The 26,272-nt window shown below is 69.1% G+C and carries 30 protein-coding genes; 29 read left to right on the top strand and 1 reads right to left on the bottom strand.

Features of this window, described 5'->3' with window-relative positions; genetic code table 11:
• The first annotated feature begins 119 nt into the window (after window positions 1-119).
• From ACIPJY_RS10515 to map, 26 genes are all read left to right on the top strand, one after another.
• Window positions 120-8,639 carry an isopeptide-forming domain-containing fimbrial protein gene (locus ACIPJY_RS10515; protein ID WP_400464937.1) on the top strand — a complete coding sequence of 2,840 codons (8,520 nt, stop codon included), beginning with the start codon at window positions 120-122 and terminating at the stop codon, window positions 8,637-8,639.
• Between the two features lie 100 nt (window positions 8,640-8,739).
• Window positions 8,740-9,717, top strand: a complete 978-nt coding sequence (locus ACIPJY_RS10510; protein WP_400464940.1) for a DNA topoisomerase IB — start codon at window positions 8,740-8,742, stop codon at window positions 9,715-9,717.
• A gap of 91 nt (window positions 9,718-9,808) precedes the next feature.
• Complete coding sequence (locus ACIPJY_RS10505; protein ID WP_400468179.1) at window positions 9,809-10,636, top strand: DarT ssDNA thymidine ADP-ribosyltransferase family protein; 828 nt, start codon at window positions 9,809-9,811, stop codon at window positions 10,634-10,636.
• Between the two features lie 515 nt (window positions 10,637-11,151).
• The gene (gene rpsJ / locus ACIPJY_RS10500) at window positions 11,152-11,460 is read left to right on the top strand and encodes a 30S ribosomal protein S10 (protein WP_017885534.1); all 309 of its coding nucleotides are present in this window, start codon (window positions 11,152-11,154) and stop codon (window positions 11,458-11,460) included.
• A gap of 12 nt (window positions 11,461-11,472) precedes the next feature.
• Window positions 11,473-12,129, top strand: coding sequence for a 50S ribosomal protein L3 (gene rplC / locus ACIPJY_RS10495; RefSeq protein WP_123654826.1), 657 nt, complete (start codon window positions 11,473-11,475; stop codon window positions 12,127-12,129).
• A 2-nt stretch (window positions 12,130-12,131) separates the two neighbouring features.
• Entirely contained in the window at window positions 12,132-12,791 is a 660-nt protein-coding gene (rplD, locus tag ACIPJY_RS10490) for a 50S ribosomal protein L4 (protein WP_400464946.1), read from the top strand.
• Window positions 12,788-13,087: a 50S ribosomal protein L23 gene (gene rplW / locus ACIPJY_RS10485; RefSeq protein ID WP_056121415.1), complete on the top strand. Its 300-nt coding sequence runs from the start codon at window positions 12,788-12,790 to the stop codon at window positions 13,085-13,087. Before rplD ends, rplW begins: the two co-directional genes overlap by 4 nt.
• A gap of 18 nt (window positions 13,088-13,105) precedes the next feature.
• Window positions 13,106-13,945 carry a 50S ribosomal protein L2 gene (gene rplB / locus ACIPJY_RS10480; protein WP_144760612.1) on the top strand — a complete coding sequence of 280 codons (840 nt, stop codon included), beginning with the start codon at window positions 13,106-13,108 and terminating at the stop codon, window positions 13,943-13,945.
• 11 nt (window positions 13,946-13,956) lie between these two features.
• Complete coding sequence (gene rpsS, locus ACIPJY_RS10475) at window positions 13,957-14,238, top strand: 30S ribosomal protein S19 (RefSeq protein ID WP_071276761.1); 282 nt, start codon at window positions 13,957-13,959, stop codon at window positions 14,236-14,238.
• Window positions 14,239-14,263: 25 nt separating this feature from the next.
• Entirely contained in the window at window positions 14,264-14,659 is a 396-nt protein-coding gene (rplV, locus tag ACIPJY_RS10470; RefSeq protein ID WP_123654823.1) for a 50S ribosomal protein L22, read from the top strand.
• The gene (gene rpsC / locus ACIPJY_RS10465; RefSeq protein ID WP_400464951.1) at window positions 14,659-15,465 is read left to right on the top strand and encodes a 30S ribosomal protein S3; all 807 of its coding nucleotides are present in this window, start codon (window positions 14,659-14,661) and stop codon (window positions 15,463-15,465) included. Before rplV ends, rpsC begins: the two co-directional genes overlap by 1 nt.
• Before the next feature lie 2 nt (window positions 15,466-15,467).
• Complete coding sequence (gene rplP / locus ACIPJY_RS10460) at window positions 15,468-15,887, top strand: 50S ribosomal protein L16 (protein ID WP_123654821.1); 420 nt, start codon at window positions 15,468-15,470, stop codon at window positions 15,885-15,887.
• Window positions 15,887-16,207 carry a 50S ribosomal protein L29 gene (gene rpmC / locus ACIPJY_RS10455; protein WP_123654820.1) on the top strand — a complete coding sequence of 107 codons (321 nt, stop codon included), beginning with the start codon at window positions 15,887-15,889 and terminating at the stop codon, window positions 16,205-16,207. Before rplP ends, rpmC begins: the two co-directional genes overlap by 1 nt.
• Window positions 16,207-16,491, top strand: a complete 285-nt coding sequence (gene rpsQ, locus ACIPJY_RS10450; RefSeq protein WP_071276754.1) for a 30S ribosomal protein S17 — start codon at window positions 16,207-16,209, stop codon at window positions 16,489-16,491. The genes rpmC and rpsQ overlap by 1 nt, the downstream gene beginning before the upstream one ends.
• Before the next feature lie 35 nt (window positions 16,492-16,526).
• Complete coding sequence (rplN, locus tag ACIPJY_RS10445; protein ID WP_017885523.1) at window positions 16,527-16,895, top strand: 50S ribosomal protein L14; 369 nt, start codon at window positions 16,527-16,529, stop codon at window positions 16,893-16,895.
• A 3-nt stretch (window positions 16,896-16,898) separates the two neighbouring features.
• Window positions 16,899-17,258, top strand: a complete 360-nt coding sequence (rplX, locus tag ACIPJY_RS10440; RefSeq protein ID WP_123654819.1) for a 50S ribosomal protein L24 — start codon at window positions 16,899-16,901, stop codon at window positions 17,256-17,258.
• Window positions 17,258-17,848, top strand: coding sequence for a 50S ribosomal protein L5 (gene rplE / locus ACIPJY_RS10435; RefSeq protein WP_400464956.1), 591 nt, complete (start codon window positions 17,258-17,260; stop codon window positions 17,846-17,848). Before rplX ends, rplE begins: the two co-directional genes overlap by 1 nt.
• A gap of 153 nt (window positions 17,849-18,001) precedes the next feature.
• Entirely contained in the window at window positions 18,002-18,400 is a 399-nt protein-coding gene (gene rpsH, locus ACIPJY_RS10430) for a 30S ribosomal protein S8 (protein WP_071276748.1), read from the top strand.
• Between the two features lie 6 nt (window positions 18,401-18,406).
• Window positions 18,407-18,943 (top strand): 50S ribosomal protein L6, encoded by a 537-nt coding sequence (gene rplF / locus ACIPJY_RS10425; RefSeq protein WP_400464960.1) that lies wholly within the window; start codon window positions 18,407-18,409, stop codon window positions 18,941-18,943.
• 2 nt (window positions 18,944-18,945) lie between these two features.
• The gene (gene rplR, locus ACIPJY_RS10420; RefSeq protein WP_123654816.1) at window positions 18,946-19,317 is read left to right on the top strand and encodes a 50S ribosomal protein L18; all 372 of its coding nucleotides are present in this window, start codon (window positions 18,946-18,948) and stop codon (window positions 19,315-19,317) included.
• Window positions 19,318-19,322: 5 nt separating this feature from the next.
• The gene (gene rpsE, locus ACIPJY_RS10415) at window positions 19,323-20,117 is read left to right on the top strand and encodes a 30S ribosomal protein S5 (RefSeq protein WP_400465177.1); all 795 of its coding nucleotides are present in this window, start codon (window positions 19,323-19,325) and stop codon (window positions 20,115-20,117) included.
• Window positions 20,117-20,302 carry a 50S ribosomal protein L30 gene (gene rpmD, locus ACIPJY_RS10410; protein WP_082517835.1) on the top strand — a complete coding sequence of 62 codons (186 nt, stop codon included), beginning with the start codon at window positions 20,117-20,119 and terminating at the stop codon, window positions 20,300-20,302. Before rpsE ends, rpmD begins: the two co-directional genes overlap by 1 nt.
• The gene (gene rplO, locus ACIPJY_RS10405) at window positions 20,299-20,763 is read left to right on the top strand and encodes a 50S ribosomal protein L15 (RefSeq protein ID WP_071299488.1); all 465 of its coding nucleotides are present in this window, start codon (window positions 20,299-20,301) and stop codon (window positions 20,761-20,763) included. Before rpmD ends, rplO begins: the two co-directional genes overlap by 4 nt.
• Before the next feature lie 176 nt (window positions 20,764-20,939).
• Window positions 20,940-22,262, top strand: coding sequence for a preprotein translocase subunit SecY (gene secY / locus ACIPJY_RS10400; RefSeq protein ID WP_123654814.1), 1,323 nt, complete (start codon window positions 20,940-20,942; stop codon window positions 22,260-22,262).
• Window positions 22,259-22,849, top strand: coding sequence for an adenylate kinase (locus ACIPJY_RS10395; RefSeq protein WP_400464965.1), 591 nt, complete (start codon window positions 22,259-22,261; stop codon window positions 22,847-22,849). Before secY ends, ACIPJY_RS10395 begins: the two co-directional genes overlap by 4 nt.
• Window positions 22,850-22,854: 5 nt before the next feature.
• The gene (gene map / locus ACIPJY_RS10390; protein WP_400464968.1) at window positions 22,855-23,688 is read left to right on the top strand and encodes a type I methionyl aminopeptidase; all 834 of its coding nucleotides are present in this window, start codon (window positions 22,855-22,857) and stop codon (window positions 23,686-23,688) included.
• Between the two features lie 104 nt (window positions 23,689-23,792).
• Here map and ACIPJY_RS10385 read toward each other — a convergent pair whose 3' ends face one another.
• The gene (locus ACIPJY_RS10385; protein WP_400464971.1) at window positions 23,793-25,049 is read right to left on the bottom strand and encodes an LCP family protein; all 1,257 of its coding nucleotides are present in this window, start codon (window positions 25,047-25,049) and stop codon (window positions 23,793-23,795) included.
• A 264-nt stretch (window positions 25,050-25,313) separates the two neighbouring features.
• On the opposite strand from ACIPJY_RS10385, the gene infA reads away from it, so the two are divergent.
• The 3 genes from infA to rpsM all read left to right on the top strand — a co-directional run bounded on the left by infA (window position 25,314) and on the right by rpsM (window position 26,266).
• A complete protein-coding gene (gene infA, locus ACIPJY_RS10380; RefSeq protein ID WP_017885509.1) occupies window positions 25,314-25,535 on the top strand; it encodes a translation initiation factor IF-1 in 222 nt (73 codons plus the stop codon).
• A gap of 70 nt (window positions 25,536-25,605) precedes the next feature.
• Complete coding sequence (rpmJ, locus tag ACIPJY_RS10375; RefSeq protein ID WP_022903266.1) at window positions 25,606-25,722, top strand: 50S ribosomal protein L36; 117 nt, start codon at window positions 25,606-25,608, stop codon at window positions 25,720-25,722.
• A gap of 169 nt (window positions 25,723-25,891) precedes the next feature.
• Window positions 25,892-26,266, top strand: a complete 375-nt coding sequence (gene rpsM / locus ACIPJY_RS10370; protein WP_071299484.1) for a 30S ribosomal protein S13 — start codon at window positions 25,892-25,894, stop codon at window positions 26,264-26,266.
• Window positions 26,267-26,272: the final 6 nt, after the last annotated feature.

The raw sequence follows: 26,272 nt of genomic DNA, 5'->3' as shown, positions 1-26,272 counted from the left end.
GGCTGCCCGGCCCCTCGGTGAACCCGACACCTGTTCTGACGTCGATCGACCGCGCCTGGTCGTCGGCGTGATCGTGCGTGCCCGGAGTCGCCCGTCGCCCGACCCGAGAGCACTCCCCGATGCGACTGTCCTTCCTCCCTGCCCGTCCGCGCGCCCTGGCGATGATCGTGGTGGTGGCACTCGTCACCGGCCTCCTCGCGGTGTTCGCTCTGGCACAGCCCGCAGCGGCCGCGTCGACCATCTCGGTCACGGCGAAGGCCGACGACACGGTGCTCAGCGGCGCCCCGGCGACGGTGACGCTCACAGCGAAGAACACCGCCGACGCCTCCGGCGGGACGGACCTCTACAACCTCGGGTACTCGTACATGCTGCCGGCCGGTGTGAGCTACGCCGGCTCGGCCAAGGCGGACGGCACGGCGCTCTCCGACCCGGTGACCACCACGCTGGCGGACGGCAGCACACTGCTGGTCTTCTCGAACGTCTCCGACCTGGTCTCGGGCGACCAGAAGTCGATCACGTTCCAGGTGAAGGCCGCCGACGCCACCTGGCCGGTCGGGACGGCCTTCGCGGGCACGGCCCAGATCGCCGCGAACAGCGACGCGCGGAACATCCCCACGTTCGACGCCACCGGGAAGCCGGCGACCAACTTCACGAACTCCGCGACCGCGACGGCGAACTCGACCGCGATCTCCGCGATCAAGGTCACCAAGGCCGAGGGCAGCTCCGAGAACGAGCTCGTCCGGGGTGTGCACAACCACCCGACCGTGTACACGCTCACCGTGCAGAACACCTCGACGGCGCCGAGCACGGACGTCACGGTCACGGACTACCTGCCGGCCGGGCTCGAGTTCCTCCGCTGCGGCGCGATCGACAACACCACCTCCGGCCCGGAGTACACCGGTGCCCAGTCGCTGCAGACGGCGACCGCGGCGAAGGCCACCGGGACGTGGGACCAGAACGCCTGCATGACCCCGCAGAGCGTGACGACCGTGAACAACGTCACCGGGCAGGGTTCAGCCGTCTTCACCAAGGTCGTCTGGACGATCCCGACGCTGACGAACACCCCGGTCACGATCAAGTACCTCGCAGCGGTGCCGCTGTTCGAGAACACCATGACCTTCAGCGGCCAGGGTGCGGGCAAGCCCGCCGGCGCCGTCGCCGCGCCGGCCGCCACCTCGTTCACGAGTGAGGCGAACCTCGACAACAACAACGGTCCCTCGACCCGCCAGAACACCTCGGACACGACGTCCAACGGCCGCGGTCAGAAGAACACGGTCGACGCGACGGGCACGTACACGGGCAAGGTCGGCGGGACGGCGACGTCCACGCAGACCGTTTCCACCGCGCTGACGGTCGAGGCCATGGACCTCGCCGTGGCGAAGTCCGTGACGACCCCGGTGGCGGGGAACATGTTCGCGGCGGGCAAGCTCGCGACCTACACGCTGGCCGTCCGCACGAGCGAGTACGAGTCCTCGAAGGGCATCACGCTCACCGACACGCTCGGCGACGGCCTCTGCCCGGTCTTCCCGACCGGCACCCCGACCACCGGCACGTTCCCGGCGGACTGCGCCCCGGTGTCGAGCGCGACGGCCGCCGACCAGCCGTCCGGGGCGACGGTCACCTCGGTCGACTACCTCGCCGCCAGCGGCAAGTTCGTGGTGCACTTCTCGCTCGCCGACCAGCCGGTGGACGTTTCCACGACGGTCACGTACAAGGCGCTCATGCGGAACGCGTACTCGGTCACCGGTGCCGGCGGCCCCACCGCCGCGGGTGACTCGTTCGACAACACCGTCGCGATCGCCGGGACCTCGACCGGCGTCCACGGCGACACCGGCGACACGAAGGTCGTCGACGACTCGAAGGCGTCGATCGTCTCGAACTCGCCGAAGATCACGAAGTCGGTCCTGCCGCGCAGCGCCAGCGACGGCGTGACCGGCTCCGCGGACTGCACCGCGAGCGCGCGCACGGGCTCGTACGTCACCAGCACGCCGACCGACGCCTTCCAGCTCGGCGACGTCGTCTGCTTCAAGCTGCAGGTGGACTTCCCGGCCGGCGTGCAGAGCCGCAACGCCACGATCACCGACATGCTCCCGGTCCACACCGCGGCAGCCGGCGCGAGCTGGGCCGAGGGCACCGACTGGTCGTACGGCACCGAGAGCAGCGTCCCGAAGAGCGACGTCGCGCTGAAGTCCTCGTCGTCCACGATGGGCGCGTTCTCGATCGGCCACACGGTGTCCGGCGCGACCGGCACCTACGTCGACGGCGACACCGCCGGAGCGAGCGTCGTCCTCTACGTCGCGGCCCACATCGCGACGCAGACCACGTCCTCGACGGCGGTCGACCTGGCAGACAACCTGATGAAGTTCTCCCAGCAGAACACCGCCGGGGCCGTCACGAGCCTGCGCACCGACGTCGGCTACAACGTCGCGGGCGCGCCGACGGCGACCCTGGCGAAGGACATCGTCGACGACTCGGGCACCGTGACGAGTTCCACGACCACCACGGAGGGGCAGACCCTCCACTACCGCCTGACCGTCGGCAACAAGGCCGCCACCGGCACGAGCGCCGCCATCGGCAGCGTCACCGTCTGGGACGCCCTGCCCGCCAACGTCACCTGCGGCGTCGTCTCGAACATCTCCGACGGCGGGAAGTGCGACACGGCACCGACCGGAGCCGCCACGAAGTTCTCGACGAACTCGTACATCACCTGGACCGTGCCGTCGATCGCCGCCGCTGCCACGAAGCAGCTGACGTACGACTTCACCGCCCCGACGCCCGGCTACGTCGGCACGCCCTACCAGAACTTCGCCTCGGTCACGCGCTTCACGACGGCGACCGACTCGGGGACGACGACGACGTGGATCCCGGCGACCGGCGCGAACAGCACGTTCGCCGCGACGCCGACCACCGGCCAGGGCACCGCGCCGAACGCCGACGCCAACCGCACGGTCACGATCCCGGCGGCGGCCGTCGCGAAGAGCGGCAGCGCGGTCGCCACGTCGACGACGAACCTCTCCGGTGACACGGCTGCCCCCGGCCAGACGCTGACGTACACGTACTCGGCCACCGTCCCCGCCGCGACGAGCGTCGGCAACGGCACGCTCGTCGACCCGCTGCCCACCGGCGTCGTCACGACCGCCGCCTCGGCATGGACGCTCACGTTCCCGGACGACTCGACGATCACGGTGCCGGCCACGGCGCAGGCGACCGACGTGACGGGGACGTACCTCGGCCAGACGTTCACGCTCACCGGGACGGGCAACAGCCGCGGTGCCGGCGCGGTGCTCTTCCCGACCACGTTCGACAACGCCGGGGCGAACACCGCGAAGTTCTCGGTCACGGTCACCGACCTCCGCGTCACGAAGGGCGTCGGGAACTACACGGCGGCCGGGTACACCGCGAGCACGGTCCAGAACACGGCGACGTTCACCTCGACCCCCGCCGGTGGCACCATGTCGTCCGTCCCCGCGTCGAAGACCATCGCGGTCCAGGCTCCGAAGGTCGCGATCACCAAGACCGACAACCTCGCCGGCAAGACGATCGCCGGCGGCGACACCGTCACCTGGACGCTCACGGCGAAGAACTCGGCGACCGCGGCCGGTGCCCGCTCGACGGTGATCGCGGACTGCTTCCCGAACACCCTCACGCTGACGAGCAGCTCCGCCACCGAGAGCACGCCGACCGACGCGCAGAAGGCCGCGCTCGGCACGTGTCCGACCGGCACGACGCTGCACACCTGGAACGTCGGCACGATCGCCGCCGGTGCCAGCTCGACGATCACCGTCACCGCGACGGTGAAGCAGGACGCCCCCGCGGGCCAGACCTACACGAACACCGCGCGTGTGCTCACCTCGAGCCTCGACACGGACTACGCGACCGCGAACACCTCGTACGTGCAGGTCGCCTCGGCCTCGGACGACGTGAAGGTCACCGGCCCGTCGATCGTGAAGACGCTCACCGCGCCGACGTGGAACGCGACCACCGGTGCGGCGACCGCGGACGCGACGACGAACCCGTCGAACGCGAACGCCCTCTCCGTGCGGGCGGGTGACTCCGCCACGTACACGGTCACGACGACCGTCCCGGCGAAGGTCGCCATGTACGACGGCCGGGTCACGGACACGCTCCCGAAGGGCCTGACCGTGGCGGGCACGCCCACGGCGACCGCGAGCGACCCGGCGGTGACGGTGACCCCGAGCGTGTCCTCCGGTGTCGTCACCACGAAGATCGACGACATCGCGGTCGGCCTCAGCAGCGCGCTGACGATCACGGTGTCGATCCCGGTCCGGGTGGGGACCGACCAGGCCGCGGGCACGGCGCTCGCGAACACGGCGACGCTCGCGTACGACCGCACCGCGAAGAAGGCCGAGCCGACGGACGCGACGATCACGTCGAACGCCGCCAACGCCACGGTGGTGACCCCGTTGCTGGCCATCGCCAAGACCGCGACCGTCGCCGGCCAGACCACCACGTCGGCGAAGGCCGAGCCGGGCCAGCAGATCACCTACACGGTGACGGTCACGAGCACCGGTTCGCCCGCGTACGGCACGACCGTCACGGACTGCGTCCCGGACGGCATCGTCGTCGACGGCGCCTCGATCTCGGACGGCGGCACGATCCGCACGAGTGCGGACTGCCCCGGCGGTGTCATCACGTGGCCGGTCGCCACGTTCGGCACCACGACCACGGCGAAGCACACCTACCGGGCGGTCCTCGCCGAGGACACCACCCTGACCGGTGACGTCCTGACGAACACCGCGTCGACGGGCACCTACTCGTCGCTCCCGAACGGCAACGGCGGCAGCTACGGTCCCGCGACCGCGAAGGCCACCGTCACGCCGTCGTTCCCGAACGTCGCCGTCGCGAAGTCGAACGACACCGCCGGCGGGCTGTCCTACGTCGGCGTCCCGTCCGACTTCACCGTGACGTTCACGAACACCGGCAGCGCCGCGGCGAAGATCGCCGCGACGGACGTCCTGCCCGCCGGCTGGCGGTACACCGCCGGCAGCGCGACGACCGTCCTCGGCGGCGGAGCCAGCACCACGGCTCCGGACCCGACGGTCGACGGCACGACGCTCACGTGGAGCGACCTCGGCCCGCTCGGCGCGAACCAGACCCTGACGCTGCACTACCGGGCAGCTCCGACGGCCTCGGCGGCCAGCGCTGCCGGCACCACCGTCACGCACACGAACCACGTCACGGCGACGGTCACCGACGCCTCCGGCGGCACCGGGTACGACGGCGGTGACGGCTCGTTCACGACCTACCCGAAGGGCGGCACCGACGCGACCGCCGACGCCTCGATCGCCGCGGCGGACCTCTCCGTCGTGAAGACGGCGACGACCGCGAAGGTGGTGGCCGGCGCGACCACGACGAAGGCGTGGACCATCGTCGTGACGAACAACGGCGGTGACACCGCGCACGGCACCACCGTGGTCGACACCACCGCCGGGCTGCCCGCCGGTGCGACCCTCACCCCGTCGGGCACCGGATGGACCTGCTCCCAGGCGGACGGGTCGTGGACCTGCGTCAACGGTGCGGTCGTGGCGAAGGGCGCGGCGTTCCCCGAGCTCGACGTCACGCTGACCCTGCCGGCGAACGCCCCGCTGACCGCGATCCGCAACACCGCGACCATCGCACAGGGCACCGGGCAGACGTTCGACCCGAACGCGGCGAACGACGCCGACAGCGCGAGCGTCACCCCGGTCGCGATCGCCGACCTGGCGATCACGAAGACCGCCCTCGACGCGCAGGCGTCGGCCGGCCGCACGACCTCGTGGACGCTGTCCGTGCAGGACCTGCGGGACACGGACGAGCAGAGCGTCTCGGACGCGCGTGGCACCGTCACCGTGACCGACACCCTGCCCGACACCGTGACGCTGCAGAGCGCCACCGCGGCCGCGGGCAGTGGCTGGACCTGCGACACGGACGGCAACACCGTCACGTGCACCAGGGACGGTCTGGCGAACGGCACCACCGCACCGCCGATCACGGTCACCGCGCTCGTGCGGTCGTCCGTCACGGCGGACCAGACCGTGCGCAACAGCGCCGAGGTCGCGGTCGGTGACACCACCACGGACCCGAAGTCGTCGAACGACACCAGCACGACCACGACGCCCGTCGACGACACGACGTCGCTGACCATCGCGAAGGCCTTCAGCAGCGACACCCTCGTCGCCGGGGAGACGGCGGACTGGACGGTCACGGTCGAGAACACCGGTACGGCCGACGCGCGGAACGTCGTGGTGACGGACGCGCTCGAGTCGGGGACGAGCCTCCCGGGCGGATCCCAGACCGACGGCGACTGGACGTGCGAGGCGGACTCCGGGAACACCGTCTCCTGTGCGCTGGACGGCACGCTGCAGGCGGGCGCGACCACGTCCTTCACGATCACGGTGACCACCCCCGCCGACCTCACCGGCACCCTGGCCAACACGGCCGAGGTGTCCGCTGACAACGCCGCGACGCAGGAGGCCGGCACCTCGAGCGCCGCGACGCAGACCGTCGGCCTGAGCGTCACGAAGACGGCCGACGTCACGCGCGTCGACGCCGGACGGGACGTCACGTACACGATCCGGGTCGCGAACCCGGACGGCCCGTCCGACCTGCCCGCCGGCGCGGGCACGTCGCCCAGCGTCCGGGTGCAGGACACCCTGCCCGCCGGTGTCGAGTACGTCCGCCTGACGGACGGCACCGCGGCGCACTGGACGCTCGAGTCCGACCAGGGCGGCGTGCTCACGTTCGTCAGCTCCGACGGCATCGCGGCCGGTGCCGAGGACTCGAACACGATCGGGATCGTCGTGCACGTGCCCGCCTCGTTCGCCGGGTCGTCCGTCGTGAACACCGCGACAGCCGCGCCGGTGACGGCCAAGGGCGCCACCGCGCACGACGACGCGACCGTGGACGTCACCACGCACGCCGACCTGTCGATCACGAAGACCCGGACGAGTGCGGCCTCGGCCGACGCCGGCACGGACGTCACCTACGACGTGACGGTGACGAACGACGGTCCGTCCGACGCCCAGCGCGTCCGCTGGACGGACACCGCGCCGGCTGGCATGACCGTGACCGCGGTCAGCACCGACGACGACGCGTGGGAGCAGGGCGACGACGTCACCACCTGGTCCACGGACACGCTCGCGAGCGGTGCCACGACGACGTTCCACGTCACCGCGGCGATCGCCTCCGGGTCGCCCGCCGGCACGCTCCGGAACACCGCGACGGTCTCCTCGGCGACCGACGACCCGGACACCGGCGACGACACCTCCGGTGACGACGTCGACGTGACCACCCACGCCGCACTGACGCTGTCCAAGACCCCGGTGACGAAGGCCGGGGCGACGGCGGCGTCCACGGCGGTCACCGCCGGGGCCGAGCAGGTCTGGTACCTGCAGGTCGCGAACGAGGGCCCGTCGGACGAGCAGCCCGACACGGTCGTCACCGACGAGCTGCCGAAGGGCATCACGTTCGTCTCCGCCTCGTCGGCCGGCGCGGTGTGGACCTGCGACGGCGTCACCGACACCACGCTCGTGACCTGCACGCTCCCGACGACGATCGTCGCGGGTGCCGACGCCCCCGGCCTCTGGATCACCACGAAGGTCGCGTCCGGCTTCACCGCCGACTCGGTCGAGAACCGTGCGTCGATCACGTCCCAGGGCACCCCCGCACCGAACGGCACCAACGGGGACCAGGCGCAGGCCGAACTGCCCGTCGCCGCCGTCGCGAACGTGCAGATCACCATCGGGCACAGCGGGACCGCCGTCATCGGGAAGGACCTGCCGGAGACGGTCCAGGTCACCAACGCCGGTCTGTCCGACGCCGCCGCGGTCACCGCCACGTACACGCTGCCGAAGGGCCTGACGTACGTGTCGACCGAGGCCGACCCGGCCTGGACCGTCACCGGTGTCGTCAGGAACAGCGACGGCAGCACGACGGTGTCGTTCGCGCTCACCGGCACGCTGCCGGCCGGCGCGCTCGCCCCGGCGATCACGGTGCACCAGACGCCGACGGCGGCCGCCTACCCCGGCGTGACCCCGACCGCGACGGTCACCACGTCCACGACCGAGACGACGCTGGCGGACAACGACGCCGACGACGAGCTCGCCGTGGCGCCGGCGTCCAGCCTGTCCGTCACGAAGACGCACACCGGTGCCGTCGTCCGTGGCGCGACCGTCGGGTACACGATCACGGTGCGCAACGACGGTCCGACCGAGGACCCGGGCCCCGTCGTCGTCACGGACGAGCTGCCGACGGGCCTGTCGTTCGTGAGCATCGACGACCGGGGCGCGACCTGCACCACCGGTTCCACCGTGGCCTGCACGCTGTCCGAGCCGCTCGCGAGCGGTGGCGAGGTCGCGTTCCAGCTGACGGTCCGCGTCGCCGCGGACGCGCCGGACCGGATCACGAACGTCGCGACCGTGCACTCCTCGACGACGCAGGTCGTCCCGGGGGACCCGAGCACGGTGACGGCGGGCGACCCGCTGCGCGCCAGCGACCCGGCGGCGGTGCGCGCCGCGCCGGAGCCGGCGAGCGAGCTCGCCTTCACCGGTGCCGTCGGACTCGGCCTGGGCGCGCTGCTCGCGCTGGCAGCCGTGATGGCCGGACTGGTCCTGCTCCTGCTGCGTCGCCGACGCGCGTGACGGTGACCACCTGACGGACGGGAGGCCCGGTGCCAGCTGGCACCGGGCCTCCCGTCCGTCACGTGCGTGCGCTCAGGACCCGGCGTGCATCCTCGGAGACGTGACACGTCTCCGCAGATCCAAGACCAACGGTCGTGGCTACCACCGGGTCCGCAGCGGACGCGGGTTCACGTACCGCGACCCGGACGGGGCCACCGTCACCGACCCCGCGGTCCGGCAGCGGCTCGAGGACTTCGTCATCCCGCCCGCGTGGGACGACGTCTGGATCTCGCCGTTCGAGAACGGCCACATCCTGGCGACCGGGATCGACGGCGCCGGACGCCGGCAGTACATGTACCACCCGTCCTGGCGCGACCGGATGGACAAGATCAAGTACGACCGGGCCCTCGCGCTCGCGGAGTCGCTGCCGGCCGCACGTCGGATGGTCACGCAGGACCTCCGGCGATCGGAGCCCGACCAGCGGCGATCGCTCGCGGCGGCCTTCCGGATGCTCGACCAGGGCTCGCTCCGGGTGGGATCGGAGCGGTACGCCTCGGAGCACGGCAGCCGCGGGCTCTCCACGCTGCTCTGCGCACACGCCCACGTGTCCGGCGACGACATCGAGCTCGACTTCCCCGGCAAGAGCGGGCAGGAGTGGTCGTCGTCGATCCACGACGCCGACCTGGCCCGCGTGATCGTCGGCATGAAGCGACGTGGGGCCAACGCCCGGCTGCTGTCCTACCGCGAGTCCCGCGGTGCGGACTGGGAGCCGCTCACCGCGGAGGACATCAACGCCTACGTCAAGGAGCGCGCGGGGGAGGACTTCACCGCGAAGGACTTCCGGACGCTGCACGGCACGGTGGCCGCCGCGATCGACCTCGCCCAGACGGGGCCGCAGTCCGCCGAGAGCCGGCGCAAGAAGGCGGTGTCGCACGCCGTCAAGGCCGCGAGCGAGGTCCTCGGGAACACCCCGACGGTCGCCAGGCAGAGCTACGTGGACCCCCGGCTCCTCGACGCGTACGAGCACGGGGAGACGATCGACCCGGCCCGGGTGCACGCCGCCGAGTCCGAGGTCCGGGCGCTCCTCTACCGCCAATGAGCTGAACGGTGCCGCAGAACCGCCGCGATGACGTAGCGTTGTCCCTTGTGCCGTTCCACCCCCACGCGGCACGGAAGGACCCACACCAGTCGTGACCGACGAGTGCATCCACGGATTCCCCACCGAACTCTGCGACATCTGCGCGCCGCGCCAGCGCGAGCTGCCGGACGTCCCCAAGACCCCCGCCCCGCGGCGGACCCGCGTGAGCACCTCCCTCCGGTCGACGCCGGGCGGTTCGCCGGCGCGTGCCCGGGCGACCGCGCTGCGCACCGCCGAGCCGGAGATGCCCGCTGCGCGGGTCTTCGGCACGCTGCGGGCGCACCACGTCACCCACATCGACAACTTCGACGGCATCGTCGCCGACCAGGCGATCCTGGCGTCCGACCGGGTCACCCCGTCGTACGACATCAGCTCCCCGGCGCTGCGCGAGTCCCGCGCCGCCGCCACCGCCCCTGACGGCTCGAGCGTCGCCGGGCATGTGCCGTTCTCGCTCTCGCCCGACGGAGCCCGCTGGGACGAGGTCCGTCGCGGTGCCCTCGACGAGACGCGCTGGTCGGACGCCGCCCGGCACACCCGCGGTACCGACTACGTCGTGCTGGTCGTCCCGACGGCGGCGTTCGGCGCCTCCGTGATCCTGGCGGACACCGACGCCGACGCGGACGACGCGCGATTCGCCGTCGGCCCCGAGGCGTCCGCGAGCATGCTGCGCCGCACCGACCTGACCGACCCGGAGATGCACGGCCTCGAGGTGCTCGCCGGGCCGAGCGTCCCGTTCACCTCGGTCGCGGTCATCGGCGTGCCGAACGACCGGGCGCGGCACGCGGTGAAGGACATCCTCGCGGAGCACGGCGGGCACGCTCCTCGCGTCGCCGTCTTCCCGCCGTGGTTCGTCCCGCCGGTGATCGACGAAACGGACTAGTCCGAGCCGCGTCGCGGTGCCCCTGAGTGCCTTCCGGAGGTGCGATCCGGGGCGGGCGCGACCCGGGCCTCCAGGCCGGTGGATCCGCGGCAGACCGCGGAAGTGGCGCCGGTGCGACACGCCCGGCGAAGCGCGACACGCCCGGGTTGCACGGATGCTGTGCCTATGGGAGACTTGTCCGGTTCCGAAATTCCACGGGCGTTCGCGCCCGCAAGGATCACTGCTCTGGCAGTGCACAACCCCCTTGTTCAGCAGGGCTGGGTTGGGCCGCAGGCAGCAGAACAGCTCGAATCCCAGTGAGCACGCCGGTCCGCCGGAGTGTGTGGGAAGCGACACGTCCACGTGGGCCGGTGTGAGCACCAGCAGCATGCCCGCCCACGCGGTTGACAGGAGAACAGCGGTCATCCCCAGCGGATGGGTCCGGTGATCCACGCAAACAGCCAGGTCCGCACAGGGCGGAACCCGGCGGCGTCAGGCGGCCCGAGGGTGCGCGGCGCAGAGAGGACAGAGAACACATGGCGGGACAGAAGATCCGCATCCGGCTCAAGTCGTACGACCACGAGGTCATCGACACGTCGGCCCGGAAGATCGTCGACACGGTGACCCGTGCCGGTGCGACCGTGGTCGGCCCGGTGCCGCTCCCCACCGAGAAGAACGTGATCGCAGTGATCCGTTCCCCTCACAAGTACAAGGACTCGCGCGAGCACTTCGAGAAGCGCACGCACAAGCGGGTCATCGACATCGTCGACCCGACGCCGAAGGCCGTCGACTCGCTCATGCGTCTCGACCTCCCGGCCGACGTCAACATCGAGATCAAGCTGTAAGGGGGCTGACTGATGGCGAATTCAACCAAGTCCGTCAAGGGCCTCCTCGGCAAGAAGCTCGGGATGACCCAGGTGTGGGACGAGAACAACAAGTTCATCCCCGTCACCGTGATCGAGGTCGGCCCGAACGTGGTCACCCAGATCCGCAACGTCGAGCGTGACGGCTACGAGGCGATCCAGATCGCCGCTGGCCAGATCGACCCGCGCAAGGTGAACAAGCCGGCCGCTGGCCACTTCGAGGCCGCCGGGGTCACCCCGCGCCGCACCCTCACCGAGATCCGCACGTCGGACGCAGGCGAGTACACGCTGGGCCAGGAGCTCACCGTGGACGCCACGTTCGAGGCCGGTGCGAAGGTCGACGTCGTCGGCACGAGCAAGGGCAAGGGCTTCGCGGGTGTCATGAAGCGCCACGGCTTCGCCGGCGTCTCCGCCTCGCACGGTTCGCACCGCAACCACCGCAAGCCCGGCTCGATCGGTGCTTCCTCGACCCCGTCGCGTGTCTTCAAGGGCATGCGCATGGCCGGTCGCATGGGTGGCGAGCGCGTCACCGTCCTCAACCTCACGGTGCACGCCGTCGACGCCGAGAAGGGTCTGCTGCTCGTCAAGGGCGCCGTCCCCGGTGCTCGCGGTCGCTCCGTCTTCGTCCGCACCGCCGTGAAGGGTAAGTGATCATGGCCACCACGACCGCAACCACGATCGACGTCCTCGACGCATCGGGTGTCAAGTCCGGCACCGTCGAGCTCCCCGGTGAGCTCTTCGACGTCGAGACCAACGTCCCGCTGATCCACCAGGTCGTCACCGCGCAGCGCGCCGCTTCGCGTCAGGGCACCCACAAGACCAAGAACCGCGGCGAAGTCCGCGGTGCCGGTCGCAAGCCGTTCAAGCAGAAGGGCACCGGCCGCGCCCGTCAGGGTTCCGTCCGTGCTCCGGAGCACACCGGCGGTGGCGTCGTCCACGGACCGACCCCGCGCGACTACTCGCAGCGCACCCCGAAGAAGATGATCGCCGCGGCTCTGCTCGGCTCGCTCTCGGACCGCGCACGCGGTGGCCGCATCTCCGCTGTGGAGGGCTTCGTCGCGGCCGAGGTGCCGTCGACCAAGACCGCCCGCACGCTCCTCGAGAAGGTCGCGCCCGTCAAGAACGTGCTCGTCGTGCTCGAGTCGGACGACGAGCTCACGCTCAAGTCGATCCGCAACCTGCCGAACGTCCACGCGCTCTCGTACGGCCAGCTGAACGCCTACGACGTCCTCGTGTCGGACGCCATCGTCTTCAGCAAGAGCGCCCTCGACGCCTTCATCGCGTCGAAGACCGCGAAGGAGATCACCGCATGAGCGGCTTCAACAAGGACCCGCGCGACATCATCATCTCGCCGGTCGTGTCGGAGAAGAGCTACGGCCTCATCGACCAGGGCAAGTACACGTTCATCGTGGACCCCCGTGCGAACAAGACCGAGATCAAGCTCGCGATCGAGAAGATCTTCAACGTCAAGGTCGCCGGCATCAACACGCTGAACCGTCCGGGCAAGACCCGCCGCACCAAGTTCGGTCTGGGCAAGCGCAAGGACACCAAGCGTGCCATCGTGACGCTCAAGTCCGGTTCGATCGACATCTTCACGGCTGTCGGCTGAGGACCAGAGGGATAAATCATGGCTATTCGTAACTACAAGCCGACGACCCCGGGTCGTCGTGGCTCCTCGGTCGCCGACTTCGCCGAGATCACCCGCTCGACCCCGGAGAAGTCCCTGCTTCGTCCGCTGCCGAAGACCGGTGGCCGCAACAGCTCGGGCCGCATCACCACCCGTCACATCGGTGGTGGCCACAAGCGCCAGTACCGCGTGATCGACTTCCGTCGTCACGACAAGGACGGCGTGGACGCCAAGGTCGCGCACATCGAGTACGACCCGAACCGCACGGCGCGCATCGCGCTCCTGCACTTCGTGGACGGCACCAAGCGCTACATCCTCGCTCCGAACAAGCTCAAGCAGGGCGACGTCATCGAGCAGGGCCCCGGCGCCGACATCAAGCCCGGCAACAACCTGCCGCTGCGCAACATCCCCGTGGGTACGGTCATCCACGCGATCGAGCTCCGTCCCGGTGGCGGCGCCAAGCTCGCGCGTTCGGCCGGCGCCTCGGTGCGTCTCGTCGCCAAGGACGGACCCTACGCGCAGCTCCGTCTGCCGTCGGGTGAAGTCCGCAACGTCGACGCCCGCTGCCGCGCCACGATCGGCGAGGTCGGCAACGCCGAGCAGTCGAACATCAACTGGGGCAAGGCCGGCCGCATGCGCTGGAAGGGCGTCCGCCCGACCGTCCGCGGTGTCGCGATGAACCCGATCGACCACCCGCACGGTGGTGGTGAGGGCAAGACGTCCGGTGGCCGTCACCCGGTCAGCCCCTGGGGCCAGTCCGAGGGTCGTACGCGCAAGCCGAACAAGCCGAGCGACAAGCTCATCGTCCGTCGCCGTAACGCCGGCAAGAAGCGCAAGTAGGAGTTCAGAAGATGCCACGCAGTCTGAAGAAGGGCCCCTTCGTCGACGAGCACCTGCTCCGCAAGGTCGTCACGCAGAACGAGGCCAGCACGAAGAACGTGATCCGTACGTGGTCGCGCCGCTCGATGATCGTCCCGAACATGCTCGGGCACACCATCGCGGTGCACGACGGACGCAAGCACATCCCGGTGTTCGTCACCGAATCGATGGTCGGTCACAAGCTCGGCGAGTTCGCGCCGACCCGTACCTTCCGCGGTCACGTGAAGGACGACAAGAAGGGCCGTCGCCGCTAAGGCGGCGACGCAGAGGAGGAACGAAATGGTGGAGTCGATCGCACGCGTGCGACACATCCGCGTCACGCCTCAGAAGGCCCGTCGCGTCATCGAGCTGATCCGCGGCAAGCAGGCCCACGAGGCGCTCGCCATCCTGAAGTTCGCCCCCCAGGGCGCTTCGGAGCCCGTGTACAAGCTGGTCGCCTCGGCGATCGCCAACGCACGTGTCAAGGCGGACTCGACGAACAGCTTCCTGGACGAGCGCGACCTCTACGTGAGCCGCGTCTTCGTCGACGAAGGCACGACCCTCAAGCGGTTCCAGCCGCGTGCCCAGGGCCGCGCCTTCCGGATCAACAAGCGCACCAGCCACATCACGGTGGTCCTCGCGACCCCTGACGAGGCCGAGGCTGCTGCCGCGACGAGCAAGAAGGCGAGCAAGTAATGGGCCAGAAGGTCAACCCGTACGGCTTCCGCCTCGGGATCACGACGGACCACGTCTCGCACTGGTTCACCGACAGCACGAAGCCGGGTCAGCGCTACGCCGACTACGTCGCCGAGGACATCAAGGTGCGTCAGTACCTGAAGAAGACCCTCGACCGTGCCGGCGTCGCCCGCATCGAGCTCGAGCGCACCCGTGACCGTGTCCGCGTGGACATCCACACGGCGCGTCCGGGCATCGTCATCGGCCGCCGCGGCGCCGAGGCGGAGCGCATCCGCGGTGAGCTCGAGAAGCTCACCAAGAAGCAGATCCAGCTCAACATCCTCGAGGTCAAGAACCCCGAGACCGAGGCCCAGCTCGTCGCGCAGGGCATCGCGGAGCAGCTCTCCGCTCGTGTCGCGTTCCGTCGCGCCATGCGCAAGGGCCTCCAGGGTGCACAGCGCGCCGGTGCCAAGGGTGTCCGCATCCAGGTCGCCGGCCGTCTCGGCGGCGCCGAGATGTCGCGCTCGGAGTTCTACCGCGAGGGCCGCGTGCCCCTGCACACGCTCCGCGCCAACATCGACTACGGCTTCTACGAGGCCCGGACGACGTTCGGTCGCATCGGTGTGAAGGTCTGGATCTACAAGGGCGACATCACGAACAAGGAGCTCGCTCGCGAGCAGGCGAACCAGCGTTCGTCGCGCCCGGAGCGTCGTGGTGGCGACCGTCGCGGTGGCGGCCCCCGTGGGGACCGCAACGAGCGCGGTGGCGACCGTCGCGAGCAGCAGGCCCCGCAGGAAGCGCCGGCCGGCGCAGGAGTTGAGGCGTAACCATGCTTATCCCCCGTCGAGTCAAGCACCGCAAGCAGCACCACCCGAAGCGTTCGGGTCAGGCGACCGGTGGCACCAAGGTCTCCTTCGGTGACTACGGCATCCAGGCCCTCACGCCCGCTTACGTGACCAACCGTCAGATCGAGTCCGCTCGTATCGCCATGACGCGTCACATCAAGCGTGGCGGCAAGGTGTGGATCAACATCTACCCGGACCGTCCGCTCACCAAGAAGCCCGCCGAGACCCGCATGGGTTCCGGTAAGGGTTCGCCCGAGTGGTGGATCGCGAACGTCAAGCCCGGCCGCGTGCTCTTCGAGCTCTCCGGCGTCAGCGAGGACATCGCCCGCGAGGCGTTGACCCGTGCAATTCACAAGCTGCCCCTCAAGGCACGCATCATCAAGCGCGAGGAGGGCGACGCATAATGGCGATCGGTTCCAAGGAGCTCCGTCCGACGGAGCTCGACACGTTCGAGAACGAGCGTCTCGCTGACGAGCTGAAGAAGGCCAAGGAGGAGCTCTTCAACCTCCGCTTCCAGTCGGCCACCGGCCAGCTGGAGAGCCACGGTCGTCTCCGTGCCGTCAAGCGCGACATCGCCCGGATCTACACCGTCCTCCGCGAGCGTGAGCTCGGCATCCGTGCCACTCCCGCTCCCGTCGAGACCGCAACCAAGGCCAAGAAGTCGACGAAGAAGGCCGAGAAGCCGGCTGAGTCGACCGAGGCCGAGACCGCCGAGGAGAACTGATGGCGAACGAAGAGAAGGACTCCGCCGCCCTCACCCGCGGCTACCGCAAGACGCGCCGCGGTTACGTGACCAGCGACAAGATGGACAAGACCATCGTCGTCGAGGTCGAGGACCGCGTGAAGCACGCCCTCTACGGCAAGGTCATCCGCCGCACCTCCAAGGTGAAGGCGCACGACGAGGCCGGTTCGGCCGGTGTCGGCGACCTCGTCGTGATCAGCGAGACCCGTCCCCTCAGTGCCTCCAAGCGCTGGCGCCTGGTCGAGATCCTCGAGAAGGCCAAGTAGGCCTCGCGGCCCGCTTGCGGAAATAGGAGACAGCAGTGATTCAGCAGGAATCCCGCCTGAAGGTCGCCGACAACACGGGTGCCAAGGAGATCTTGACCATCCGCGTGCTCGGTGGCTCGGGTCGTCGCTACGCCGGCCTCGGTGACGTCATCGTCGCCACGGTGAAGGACGCCATCCCCGGCGGCAACGTGAAGAAGGGTGACGTCGTCAAGGCGGTCATCGTTCGCACCAAGAAGGAGACCCGTCGTCAGGACGGCTCCTACATCAAGTTCGACGAGAACGCGGCAGTGATCCTCAAGGCTGACGGCGACCCGCGCGGCACGCGCATCTTCGGTCCGGTCGGTCGCGAGCTTCGTGACAAGAAGTTCATGAAGATCATCTCGCTCGCGCCGGAGGTGCTGTAAGCCATGGCGAACATCAAGAAGGGTGACCTCGTCCAGGTCATCACGGGCGCGACGCAGGAGCGTGGCGGCGACCGTGGCAAGCAGGGCAAGGTCATCGAGGTCATCACGGGCAAGAACCGTGTCGTCGTCGAGGGCGTGAACTTCGTCACGAAGCACGTCCGCGTCGGCCAGACGCAGCGTGGTTCGAAGACCGGCGGCATCGAGCAGCACGAGGCATCGATCCACGTGTCGAACGTCGCGCTCGTCGACCCCAAGACGAAGAAGCCGACCCGCGTCGGCTTCCGCACCGAAGAGGTGGAGAAGGACGGCGTCAAGAAGACCGTCCGCGTCCGCTACGCCAAGAAGTCTGGTGAGAAGCTCTGATGACTGACACGACTGCCGCGACGACTGAGAAAGTTCAGCCGCGCCTCAAGCAGAAGTACAAGAACGAGATCAAGTCGGCGCTGACCGAGCAGTTCGGCTACGGCAACGTCAACCAGGTCCCCGGCCTGGTCAAGGTCGTCGTGAACACCGGTGTCGGCGAGGCAGCTCGTGACTCGAAGATCATGGAGGGGGCCATCAAGGACCTCACCGCGATCACGGGTCAGAAGCCGCAGGTCACGATGGCCCGCAAGTCCATCGCGCAGTTCAAGCTGCGCGAGGGCCAGGCCATCGGCGCACACGTCACCCTCCGCGGTGACCGTGCGTGGGAGTTCCTGGACCGCCTGCTCTCGCTCGCGCTTCCCCGTATCCGCGACTTCCGTGGTCTGTCCGACCGCCAGTTCGACGGCAACGGCAACTACACGTTCGGTCTCACGGAGCAGAGCATGTTCCACGAGATCGACCAGGACCGCATCGACCGTGTCCGTGGCTTCGACATCACCGTCGTGACCACCGCGAAGACGGACGACGAGGGACGTGCCCTGCTCAAGCAGCTGGGCTTCCCGTTCCGCTCTGCCGAGCAGACGGTCTAAACTACTTCGAGCGACGCGGGCCGGAGGATGCAAGTCCTCCGGCCCGCCCGCACGAACACACGGACTCCGGGGAATCGCCCTGGGGTCACTCGATCGCTCAGGTCGGCATTCGTGGAACGGGTGTCGAAACCAGGTGAGAAACGGAATCACATCATGACGATGACCGATCCGGTCGCAGACATGCTGACCAGATTGCGGAACGCGAACTCGGCGCACCACGACGCCGTCTCGCTTCCGAGCTCAAAGCTCAAGACCACCATCGCTGACATCCTCAAGCGCGAGGGCTACATCAGCGAGTGGAAGGTGGAGGACGCCCGCGTGGGCAAGACCCTCACCATCGAGCTCAAGTACGGCCCCGAGCGCGAGCGCTCGATCGCCGGCATCAAGCGCGTGTCGAAGCCCGGCCTCCGGGTCTACGCGAAGTCGACGGAGATCCCCCAGGTCCTCGGTGGCCTCGGTGTGGCGATCCTGTCGACCTCCTCGGGTCTCCTGACCGACCGCGAAGCCGAGCAGAAGGGCGTGGGTGGGGAAGTCCTCGCCTACGTTTGGTGATCGAACATGTCTCGAATCGGACGTCTTCCCATTGACATCCCCGCGGGCGTGACCGTCTCCATCGACGGTCAGAACGTCGCGGTCAAGGGCCCGAAGGGCGAGCTCTCGCTCGTCGTCGCGGAGCCCATCCAGGCCAACGTCGAGGAGAACCAGGTCCTCGTCACCCGTCCGGACGACGAGCGCACGTCGCGTTCGCTCCACGGGCTGACCCGGACCCTCATCGCGAACCAGATCATCGGCGTCACCCAGGGCTACTCCAAGGGCCTCGAGGTCGTCGGTACCGGTTACCGCGTCCAGGCGAAGGGCTCGAACCTCGAGTTCGCGCTCGGCTACTCCCACTCGATCACGGTCGAGCCGCCGGCGGGCATCAGCTTCGCCGTCGAGGGCAACAACAAGGTCACCGTCAACGGCATCGACAAGCAGGCCGTCGGCGAGGTCGCGGCCAACATCCGGAAGCTGCGGAAGCCGGAGCCCTACAAGGGCAAGGGTGTCCGCTACGCCGGCGAGAACGTGCGCCGCAAGGCCGGAAAGTCAGGTAAGTGATCATGGCTATCGGAACTCGAGGCAAGAGCAAGGCGGCCGCCAAGGCCCGCCGCCACAACCGTCTCCGCAAGAAGATCACCGGCACCGAGGCACGTCCCCGTCTCGCCGTCACCCGCTCGTCACGTCACGTGTTCGTGCAGGTCATCGACGACTCGAAGGGTCACACCCTCGCCAGCGCATCGACGATGGAGGCCGACCTCCGTTCGTTCGACGGCGACAAGACCGCCAAGGCGCGCCGCGTCGGCGAGCTCCTCGCCGAGCGTGCGAAGACCGCCGGTGTCGAAGCCGTCGTGTTCGACCGCGGTGGTAGCAAGTACGCCGGTCGCGTCGCCGCGATCGCCGATGGTGCCCGTGAAGGAGGGCTGAACCTGTGAGCGACATCGCGAACAACAGCAACGCCGAAGAGACCCCGGCCGTCGAGGAGACGACCAGCGTCGAAGAGACCACCGAGGCCACCAGCGCCGAGGAGACCCCGAAGGGCAAGGAGGCGGAGGCAGCTGCCCCCGTCGCCGAGCGCCCGGTCGAGACCGCCGCTGGCTCCGCGTCGAACAACCGCGACTCGGCCGACAACCGTGGCCGTCGTGGTGGCGGTCGTGACCGTCAGCAGGGCCGCGACCGCAACAACCGCGGTGGCGACAGCCAGTTCCTCGAGCGCGTGGTGACCATCAACCGCGTCTCGAAGGTCGTCAAGGGTGGTCGTCGCTTCAGCTTCACGGCGCTCGTCGTCGTGGGTGACGGCAACGGCCTCGTGGGCGTCGGCTACGGCAAGGCCAAGGAGGTCCCCACGGCGATCTCCAAGGGTGTCGAAGAGGCGAAGAAGAACTTCTTCCGCGTCCCGCGCGTCGGCAACACCATCCCGCACCCCGTGCAGGGTGAGGCCGCAGCCGGTGTCGTCCTCCTGCGTCCGGCCGGCCCGGGTACCGGTGTCATCGCCGGTGGTCCCGTCCGCGCCGTGCTCGAGTGCGCCGGCATCCACGACGTCCTGAGCAAGTCGCTCGGTTCGTCGAACACCATCAACATCGTGCACGCCACGGTCGAGGCCCTCAAGCAGCTCGAGGAGCCCCGCGCCGTCGCAGCACGTCGTGGCCTCGACATCGACCACGTCGTGCCGGCCCGCCTGCTCCGTGCCGAGGCGGCCGCGCGTGCCGCAGCGACCGAGAAGGCAGGTGCCTGATGGCCATGCTGAAGATCACGCAGACGAAGTCAGTCATCAGCGAGAAGCAGTACCAGCGCGACACGCTCCGCAGCCTGGGTCTCAAGCGCATCGGCCGTACGGTCCTGCGTGAGGACAACTCCCAGAACCGCGGCTACATCGCGACGGTGGCGCACCTCGTGAAGGTCGAGGAGGTCGACGCATGAGCGACGAGAAGAACGAGCGCGTCCAGATCCTGAAGGTGCACCACCTTCGTCCGGCCGCTGGCTCGAAGAAGGACCGCACCCGTGTGGGTCGCGGTGAGGGCTCGAAGGGCAAGACCGCGGGCCGCGGTACCAAGGGCACGAAGGCCCGTTACCAGGTCCGCGTCGGCTTCGAGGGTGGGCAGATGCCGCTGCACATGCGCACCCCGAAGCTCCGCGGGTTCAAGAACCCGTTCCGCGTCGAGTACCAGGTCGTGAACCTGGACAAGCTCGCGGAGCTGTACCCGAACGGTGGCGACGTCACCGTTGCGGACCTGGTCGCCAAGGGCGCCGTCCGCAAGAACGAGAAGGTCAAGGTTCTCGGTCAGGGTGACATCAGCGTGAAGCTCACCGTCACGGTCGACAAGGTCTCGGGCTCCGCCCAGGACAAGATCGTGGCTGCGGGCGGCACCGTCACCGAGTAGTCCCGTCGGCGGCCCGTGCATTGCGCACGGGCCGCCGTTACGGTTTCCTTGATGGAGGCCCGGATCCCCCCGTCGGTTCGACGACGGACGCCGGGCCACGCGGTCGGCGCTTCCGGCCACGGGCGGATCCGCCCGGCACGATCGGCCAGGCCGGTCCCCAGAAGTTCGGAGTTCTCGTGTTCAGAGCGGTCGCGCGCATCATGCGCACCCCCGATCTTCGGAAGAAGATCGGCTTCACCCTCGCGATCATCGCGCTGTTCCGCCTCGGGTCGTACATCCCGGCACCGTACGTCGACTACGCCGCGGTGCAGACGTGCCTGGCGAGCGCATCGTCCTCCGGCGGTCTCTACGACCTGATCAACCTGTTCTCCGGTGGCGCGCTGCTGAAGCTCTCGGTCTTCGCGCTCGGCATCATGCCGTACATCACGTCGTCGATCATCGTGCAGCTGCTGCGCGTCGTGATCCCGCACTTCGACGCCCTCTACAAGGAGGGCCAGACCGGTCAGGCGAAGCTGACCCAGTACACGCGCTACCTCACGATCGCGCTCGGTGTGCTGCAGTCCACCACGCTGATCACGGTCGCCCGTTCCGGCCAGCTCTTCGGCACGAACGCCAGCTCCTCCTGCTCGTCGATCATCTCGAACGACAGTTGGTACGCGATCATGCTCATGGTCGTCACCCTGACCGCCGGCACCGGCCTCATCATGTGGATGGGCGAGCTCGTCACCGAGCGCGGCATCGGCAACGGCATGTCGCTCCTCATCTTCACGTCCATCGCAGCGCAGTTCCCCTCCGCGCTCTGGGCGATCGAGCAGTCGCAGTCCTTCGAGCTCTTCCTGTTCGTCATCCTGGTCGGCCTGGTCATCATGATGGCCGTCGTGTTCGTCGAGCAGTCGCAGCGGCGCATCCCCGTGCAGTACGCCAAGCGCATGGTCGGCCGTCGGACCTACGGCGGCAACAACACCTACATCCCGATCAAGGTGAACATGGCCGGCGTCGTGCCCGTCATCTTCGCCTCGTCGCTGCTGTACCTGCCGGCCCTGGTCGCGCAGTTCAACCAGCCCTCCGACGGCTCCGAGCCGGCCGCGTGGGTGACCTGGATCCAGAACAACCTGACCTCGGGTGACAACTGGTTCTACATGGTCCTGTACTTCCTGCTCATCGTCGGGTTCACCTACTTCTACGTCGCGATCACCTTCAACCCCGAAGAGGTCGCCGACAACATGAAGAAGTACGGCGGGTTCATCCCCGGCATCCGTGCCGGTCGTCCCACCGCCGAGTACCTCGACTACGTCCTGACCCGGGTGACGCTGCCCGGCTCGCTCTACCTCGGTCTCATCGCGCTCATCCCACTGGCAGCACTGGCGCTGTTCGGTGCGAACCAGAACTTCCCGTTCGGTGGCGCGAGCATCCTCATCATCGTGGGTGTCGGTCTCGAGACCGTGAAGCAGATCGACTCGCAGCTGCAGCAACGTCACTACGAAGGGCTTCTCCGTTGAGCGCACGTCTCATCATCGTCGGACCTCCCGGAGCCGGGAAGGGCACGCAGGCCGGCCGCATCGCCGAGTCCTTCGGCATCCCGGCCGTCTCGACCGGGGACATCTTCCGGAAGAACGTGTCCGAGGGCACGCCGCTCGGGGTCCAGGCGAAGGCGATCATGGACGCGGGCGACTACGTCCCGGACTCGCTGACGAACGAGCTCGTGAAGTCCCGCTTGTCCGAGCCCGACGCCGAGAGCGGCTTCCTGCTCGACGGCTACCCGCGCACGGTCGGCCAGGTCGAGTACCTCGACGGTCTGCTCGCCGAGCAGGGTGCCGGGATCGACGCCGTCATCCAGCTCGTCGCCGACCAGGACGCGCTCGTCGAGCGACTCCTGAAGCGCGCCGAGCAGCAGGGCCGCAGCGACGACAACGAGGACACGATCCGTCGTCGGCAGCAGGTCTACGTCGAGCAGACCGCCCCGATCGTCGCGGCGTACGAGCAGCGCGGTCTCGTGGTCGAGGTCGACGGCCTCGGCGCCATCGACGCCGTCGGTGACCGCATCCAGGCAGCGCTCGCGTCGCGCGGGCTCACCGCCGGCGTCTGACCCGCGTGGCTCGGTTCCGCAAGCCCTCGATCTACAAGTCGCCGGAGGAGCTCCGCGCCATGGTGCGCCCGGGGCTGCTCACGGCGGCTGCCCTCGACGCGGTCCGCGGGGCCGTCCGGCCGGGCATCACGACCGGTGAGCTCGACGCGATCGCCGAGCGCACCATCCGCGACGGTGGCGGGATCCCGAACTTCCAGCTGGTGCCGGGCTACCGCCACACGCTGTGCGTCTCGGTGAACGACGAGATCGTGCACGGGATCCCGGGTGACCGGGTCCTGCAGCCGGGTGACATCGTGTCGGTGGACGCCGGCGCCGAGGTCGACGGCTGGAACGGCGACAGCGCGTTCACGACGGTGGTCCCCGGTGGGGACGCGACCATCACGTCGGCACGGCAGCAGCTCTGCGACACGACCGAGCGGTCGCTCTGGCACGGGATCGCCGCGCTCGCACAGGCGAAGAACCTGAACGAGGTCGGCGACGCGGTCGAGGACGCCATCGACGAGACCGGCACGTGGGGCATCGTCGAGGACTTCACCGGTCACGGCATCGGTCGGTCCATGCACGAGGAACCGCCCGTCTTCAACTACCGCGTCCGCGGCGCGGGGCCCGCGGTGCGTCCCGGGCTCGTGGTCGCGATCGAACCGATGGTCACCGCCGGCACGATCGACAGCTCGACCGACGACGACGACTGGACCGTCCGCACCCTGGACGGCTCGGACGCCGCGCACTGGGAGCACAGCGTGGCCGTGCACGCCGACGGGATCTGGGTGCTGACCGCCGCCGACGGCGGGGCTGCCGACCTGACCCCGCTGGGTGTGACACCCGTCCCGATCCCGTAGGTCGGGCCTCCCGTCCGCACGTGGTGCGGAACGTCACGCCTGGAGGCCCGGTGCGGGCCCGCCCCGTCGGCGTCGGTCACCGACGTGGTCGGTGACCGACGGCATCAGTTGCCGACGGTGCAGGTCTCCTCTGCGGCGCTCTGTCCGGTGATGGACGAGGGGAGCGGCGTCGCCGAGGCGCTCGGGGTGCTCGTGCTCGTGCTCGACGCGGGTGAGGACGCGGCACTCGACGGCGTCGCCGACGCCGACGGGGATGCGCTCGACGAGCTGCCGTCGGTGCTCTCCTCGGACGCACGCCCCGTCGTGGAGTCGCTGAGCGTGGTCTTCTCGTCCGTCTGCAGTGCGACGTTGAGCGCGTGGGCGGGGTCCTGGTCGACGATCACCCTGGCGCTGTCCTCCGGGTCGTCCGCGGCGGGGTACTGGACGAACAGCATGTTCGACGTGCTCATCCCGCGGAGCATCCCGGCGAGGCCGACGAGCGTCTTCGTCTGGCCGAGACCGTCGGAGAGCACCATGTTGCTCAGCGCTGCGCCCGCGAGTTTGTAGAGCGTGATCGGGTTGGACAGGGTGCCGTCCGACGTGACCTTGCGGAGGAGCGCCGAGAGGAACACCTGCTGGGAGCTGATCCGGGCGAGGTCACTGCCGTCGCCGACGCCGTGCCGGGTGCGCAGGAAGGCGAGGGCGTCCGAGCCCTCGAGCGTGTGCTCGCCGGCGGTGAGGTGCAGCCCGGTGTACGTGTCGTCGATGGCCTTCGCGACGCAGACGTCGACACCGCCGAGCGCGTTCGACATCTCGATGACGCCGTCGAACGTGATGAGGCTGGCGTACGGGATGCTCAGGCCGGTGAGGTTCTCGACCGTGTCCACGACGCACGAGACACCGCCGTTGCCGAGCGCCGTGTTGAACTGCGCCGACGCGGCTGCGGGGTAGGTGGTACCGGTCTCCGGGTTCGTGCACGCCGGGATCGGCACCATCAGGTCGCGGGGGAAGCTCACCGCGGTCAGCTGCTGGTGGTCAGCGGAGATGTGGACGAGCATCGTGACGTCGTTGCGCGCGCCGTCGACGTCGTCGGCGGAGTCGAACTGCCCGACGCGGGTGTCGCTGCCGATGAGCAGGATGTTCGCGCCGCCCTTGATCGCGGTGATGTCCGCGGTCTTCGCCGTGCTCTGGTCGTCCGTGCTGAGCTGCACGCTCGTCGGTGCGGTCGCGAGCTGGGCGCCGGCGATGGCGGCGACACTGGTCCCGCTGACGAGAACGACGGCGAGCGTGGAGGCGACGACGGACACGAGTGTGGTCCAGCCCCGACGGCGCGCGAGGCGGCCGTGACGGGCGATCGTCCGCTGGTTGCGGGTGGCGGGCACAGGGGTCTCCGTTCGGGGGGCTGCAACTGTCACCGTAGGGCCGGAGTCCTGCCCGGCCCCAGGAGCGCGCCGTGCAACCACTGTGGGACGCTGGCCCTCCGTTCAGGAACACCCCAGAGGAGGGGGCACGGCGCGTGCACTTGGCAATCGGCCACTGATCCCATAAGATCGATCTTTGGTGTGCCATGCCTTCTGGGCGTGGCGCCCGACCCGCAGACCGGCTCGGGGATCACACCGGTAATCCAACCAAGCGACAGTGAGGCTATGGCCAAGAAAGACGGCGTCATCGAGATCGAAGGCTCGGTGCTCGAAGCTCTGCCCAACGCGATGTTCCGCGTTGAGCTGACCAATGGGCACAAGGTCCTCGCGCACATCTCCGGGAAGATGCGCCAGCACTACATCCGCATCCTCCCAGAGGACCGCGTGATCGTGGAGCTGAGCCCGTACGACCTGACCCGCGGCCGGATCGTCTACCGCTACAAGTGATCCGCGAGCTGGAAAGGAACGACTCGGCGAACCCGCCGAGCACGAAGCCAGCGAGCACGAGGAATCAGCAATGAAGGTCAACCCCAGCGTCAAGCCCATCTGCGAGCACTGCCGTGTCATCCGCCGCAAGGGCCGCGTCATGGTGATCTGCAAGAGCAACCCGCGTCACAAGCAGCGCCAGGGCTAGTCCCAGCGCGTGACCGGGGCCGCGCACGGCGGCTCGAGCACGACCCACAACTCAACATCGACAACGCAGTACCAGATCCCGCTCGTCCGCGAGCGGGGGACACCCCGGGTCGGAGGCCCGAGCACCGGTACTGCGCCACACCTCCATCGACAACAGGAGCAGCCAGCACATGGCACGTCTAGCAGGCGTCGACATCCCGCGCGAGAAGCGCGTGGAGATCGCACTCACGTACATCTACGGCGTCGGCCGCACTCGCGCGGTCAAGACGCTCGCGGACACCGGGATCTCCGGTGACATCCGCGTCAAGGACCTCACCGACGACCAGCTCGTCGCCCTCCGCGACTACATCGAGGGCAACTACAAGGTCGAGGGTGATCTCCGCCGCGAGGTCGCAGCCGACATCCGCCGCAAGGTCGAGATCGGCAGCTACGAGGGTCTTCGTCACCGTCGTGGTCTCCCGGTGCGCGGTCAGCGCACCAAGACCAACGCGCGTACCCGCAAGGGCCCGAAGCGCACCGTGGCAGGCAAGAAGAAGGCCCGATAGGAGATC

Origin of the sequence: Curtobacterium sp. NPDC090223 (assembly GCF_044746585.1) — a bacterium.
Taxonomy (GTDB): Bacteria; Actinomycetota; Actinomycetes; order Actinomycetales; family Microbacteriaceae; genus Curtobacterium.
Note: the sequence above shows the minus strand (reverse complement) of the source record. Positions and strands in the feature narration are given on the sequence as shown.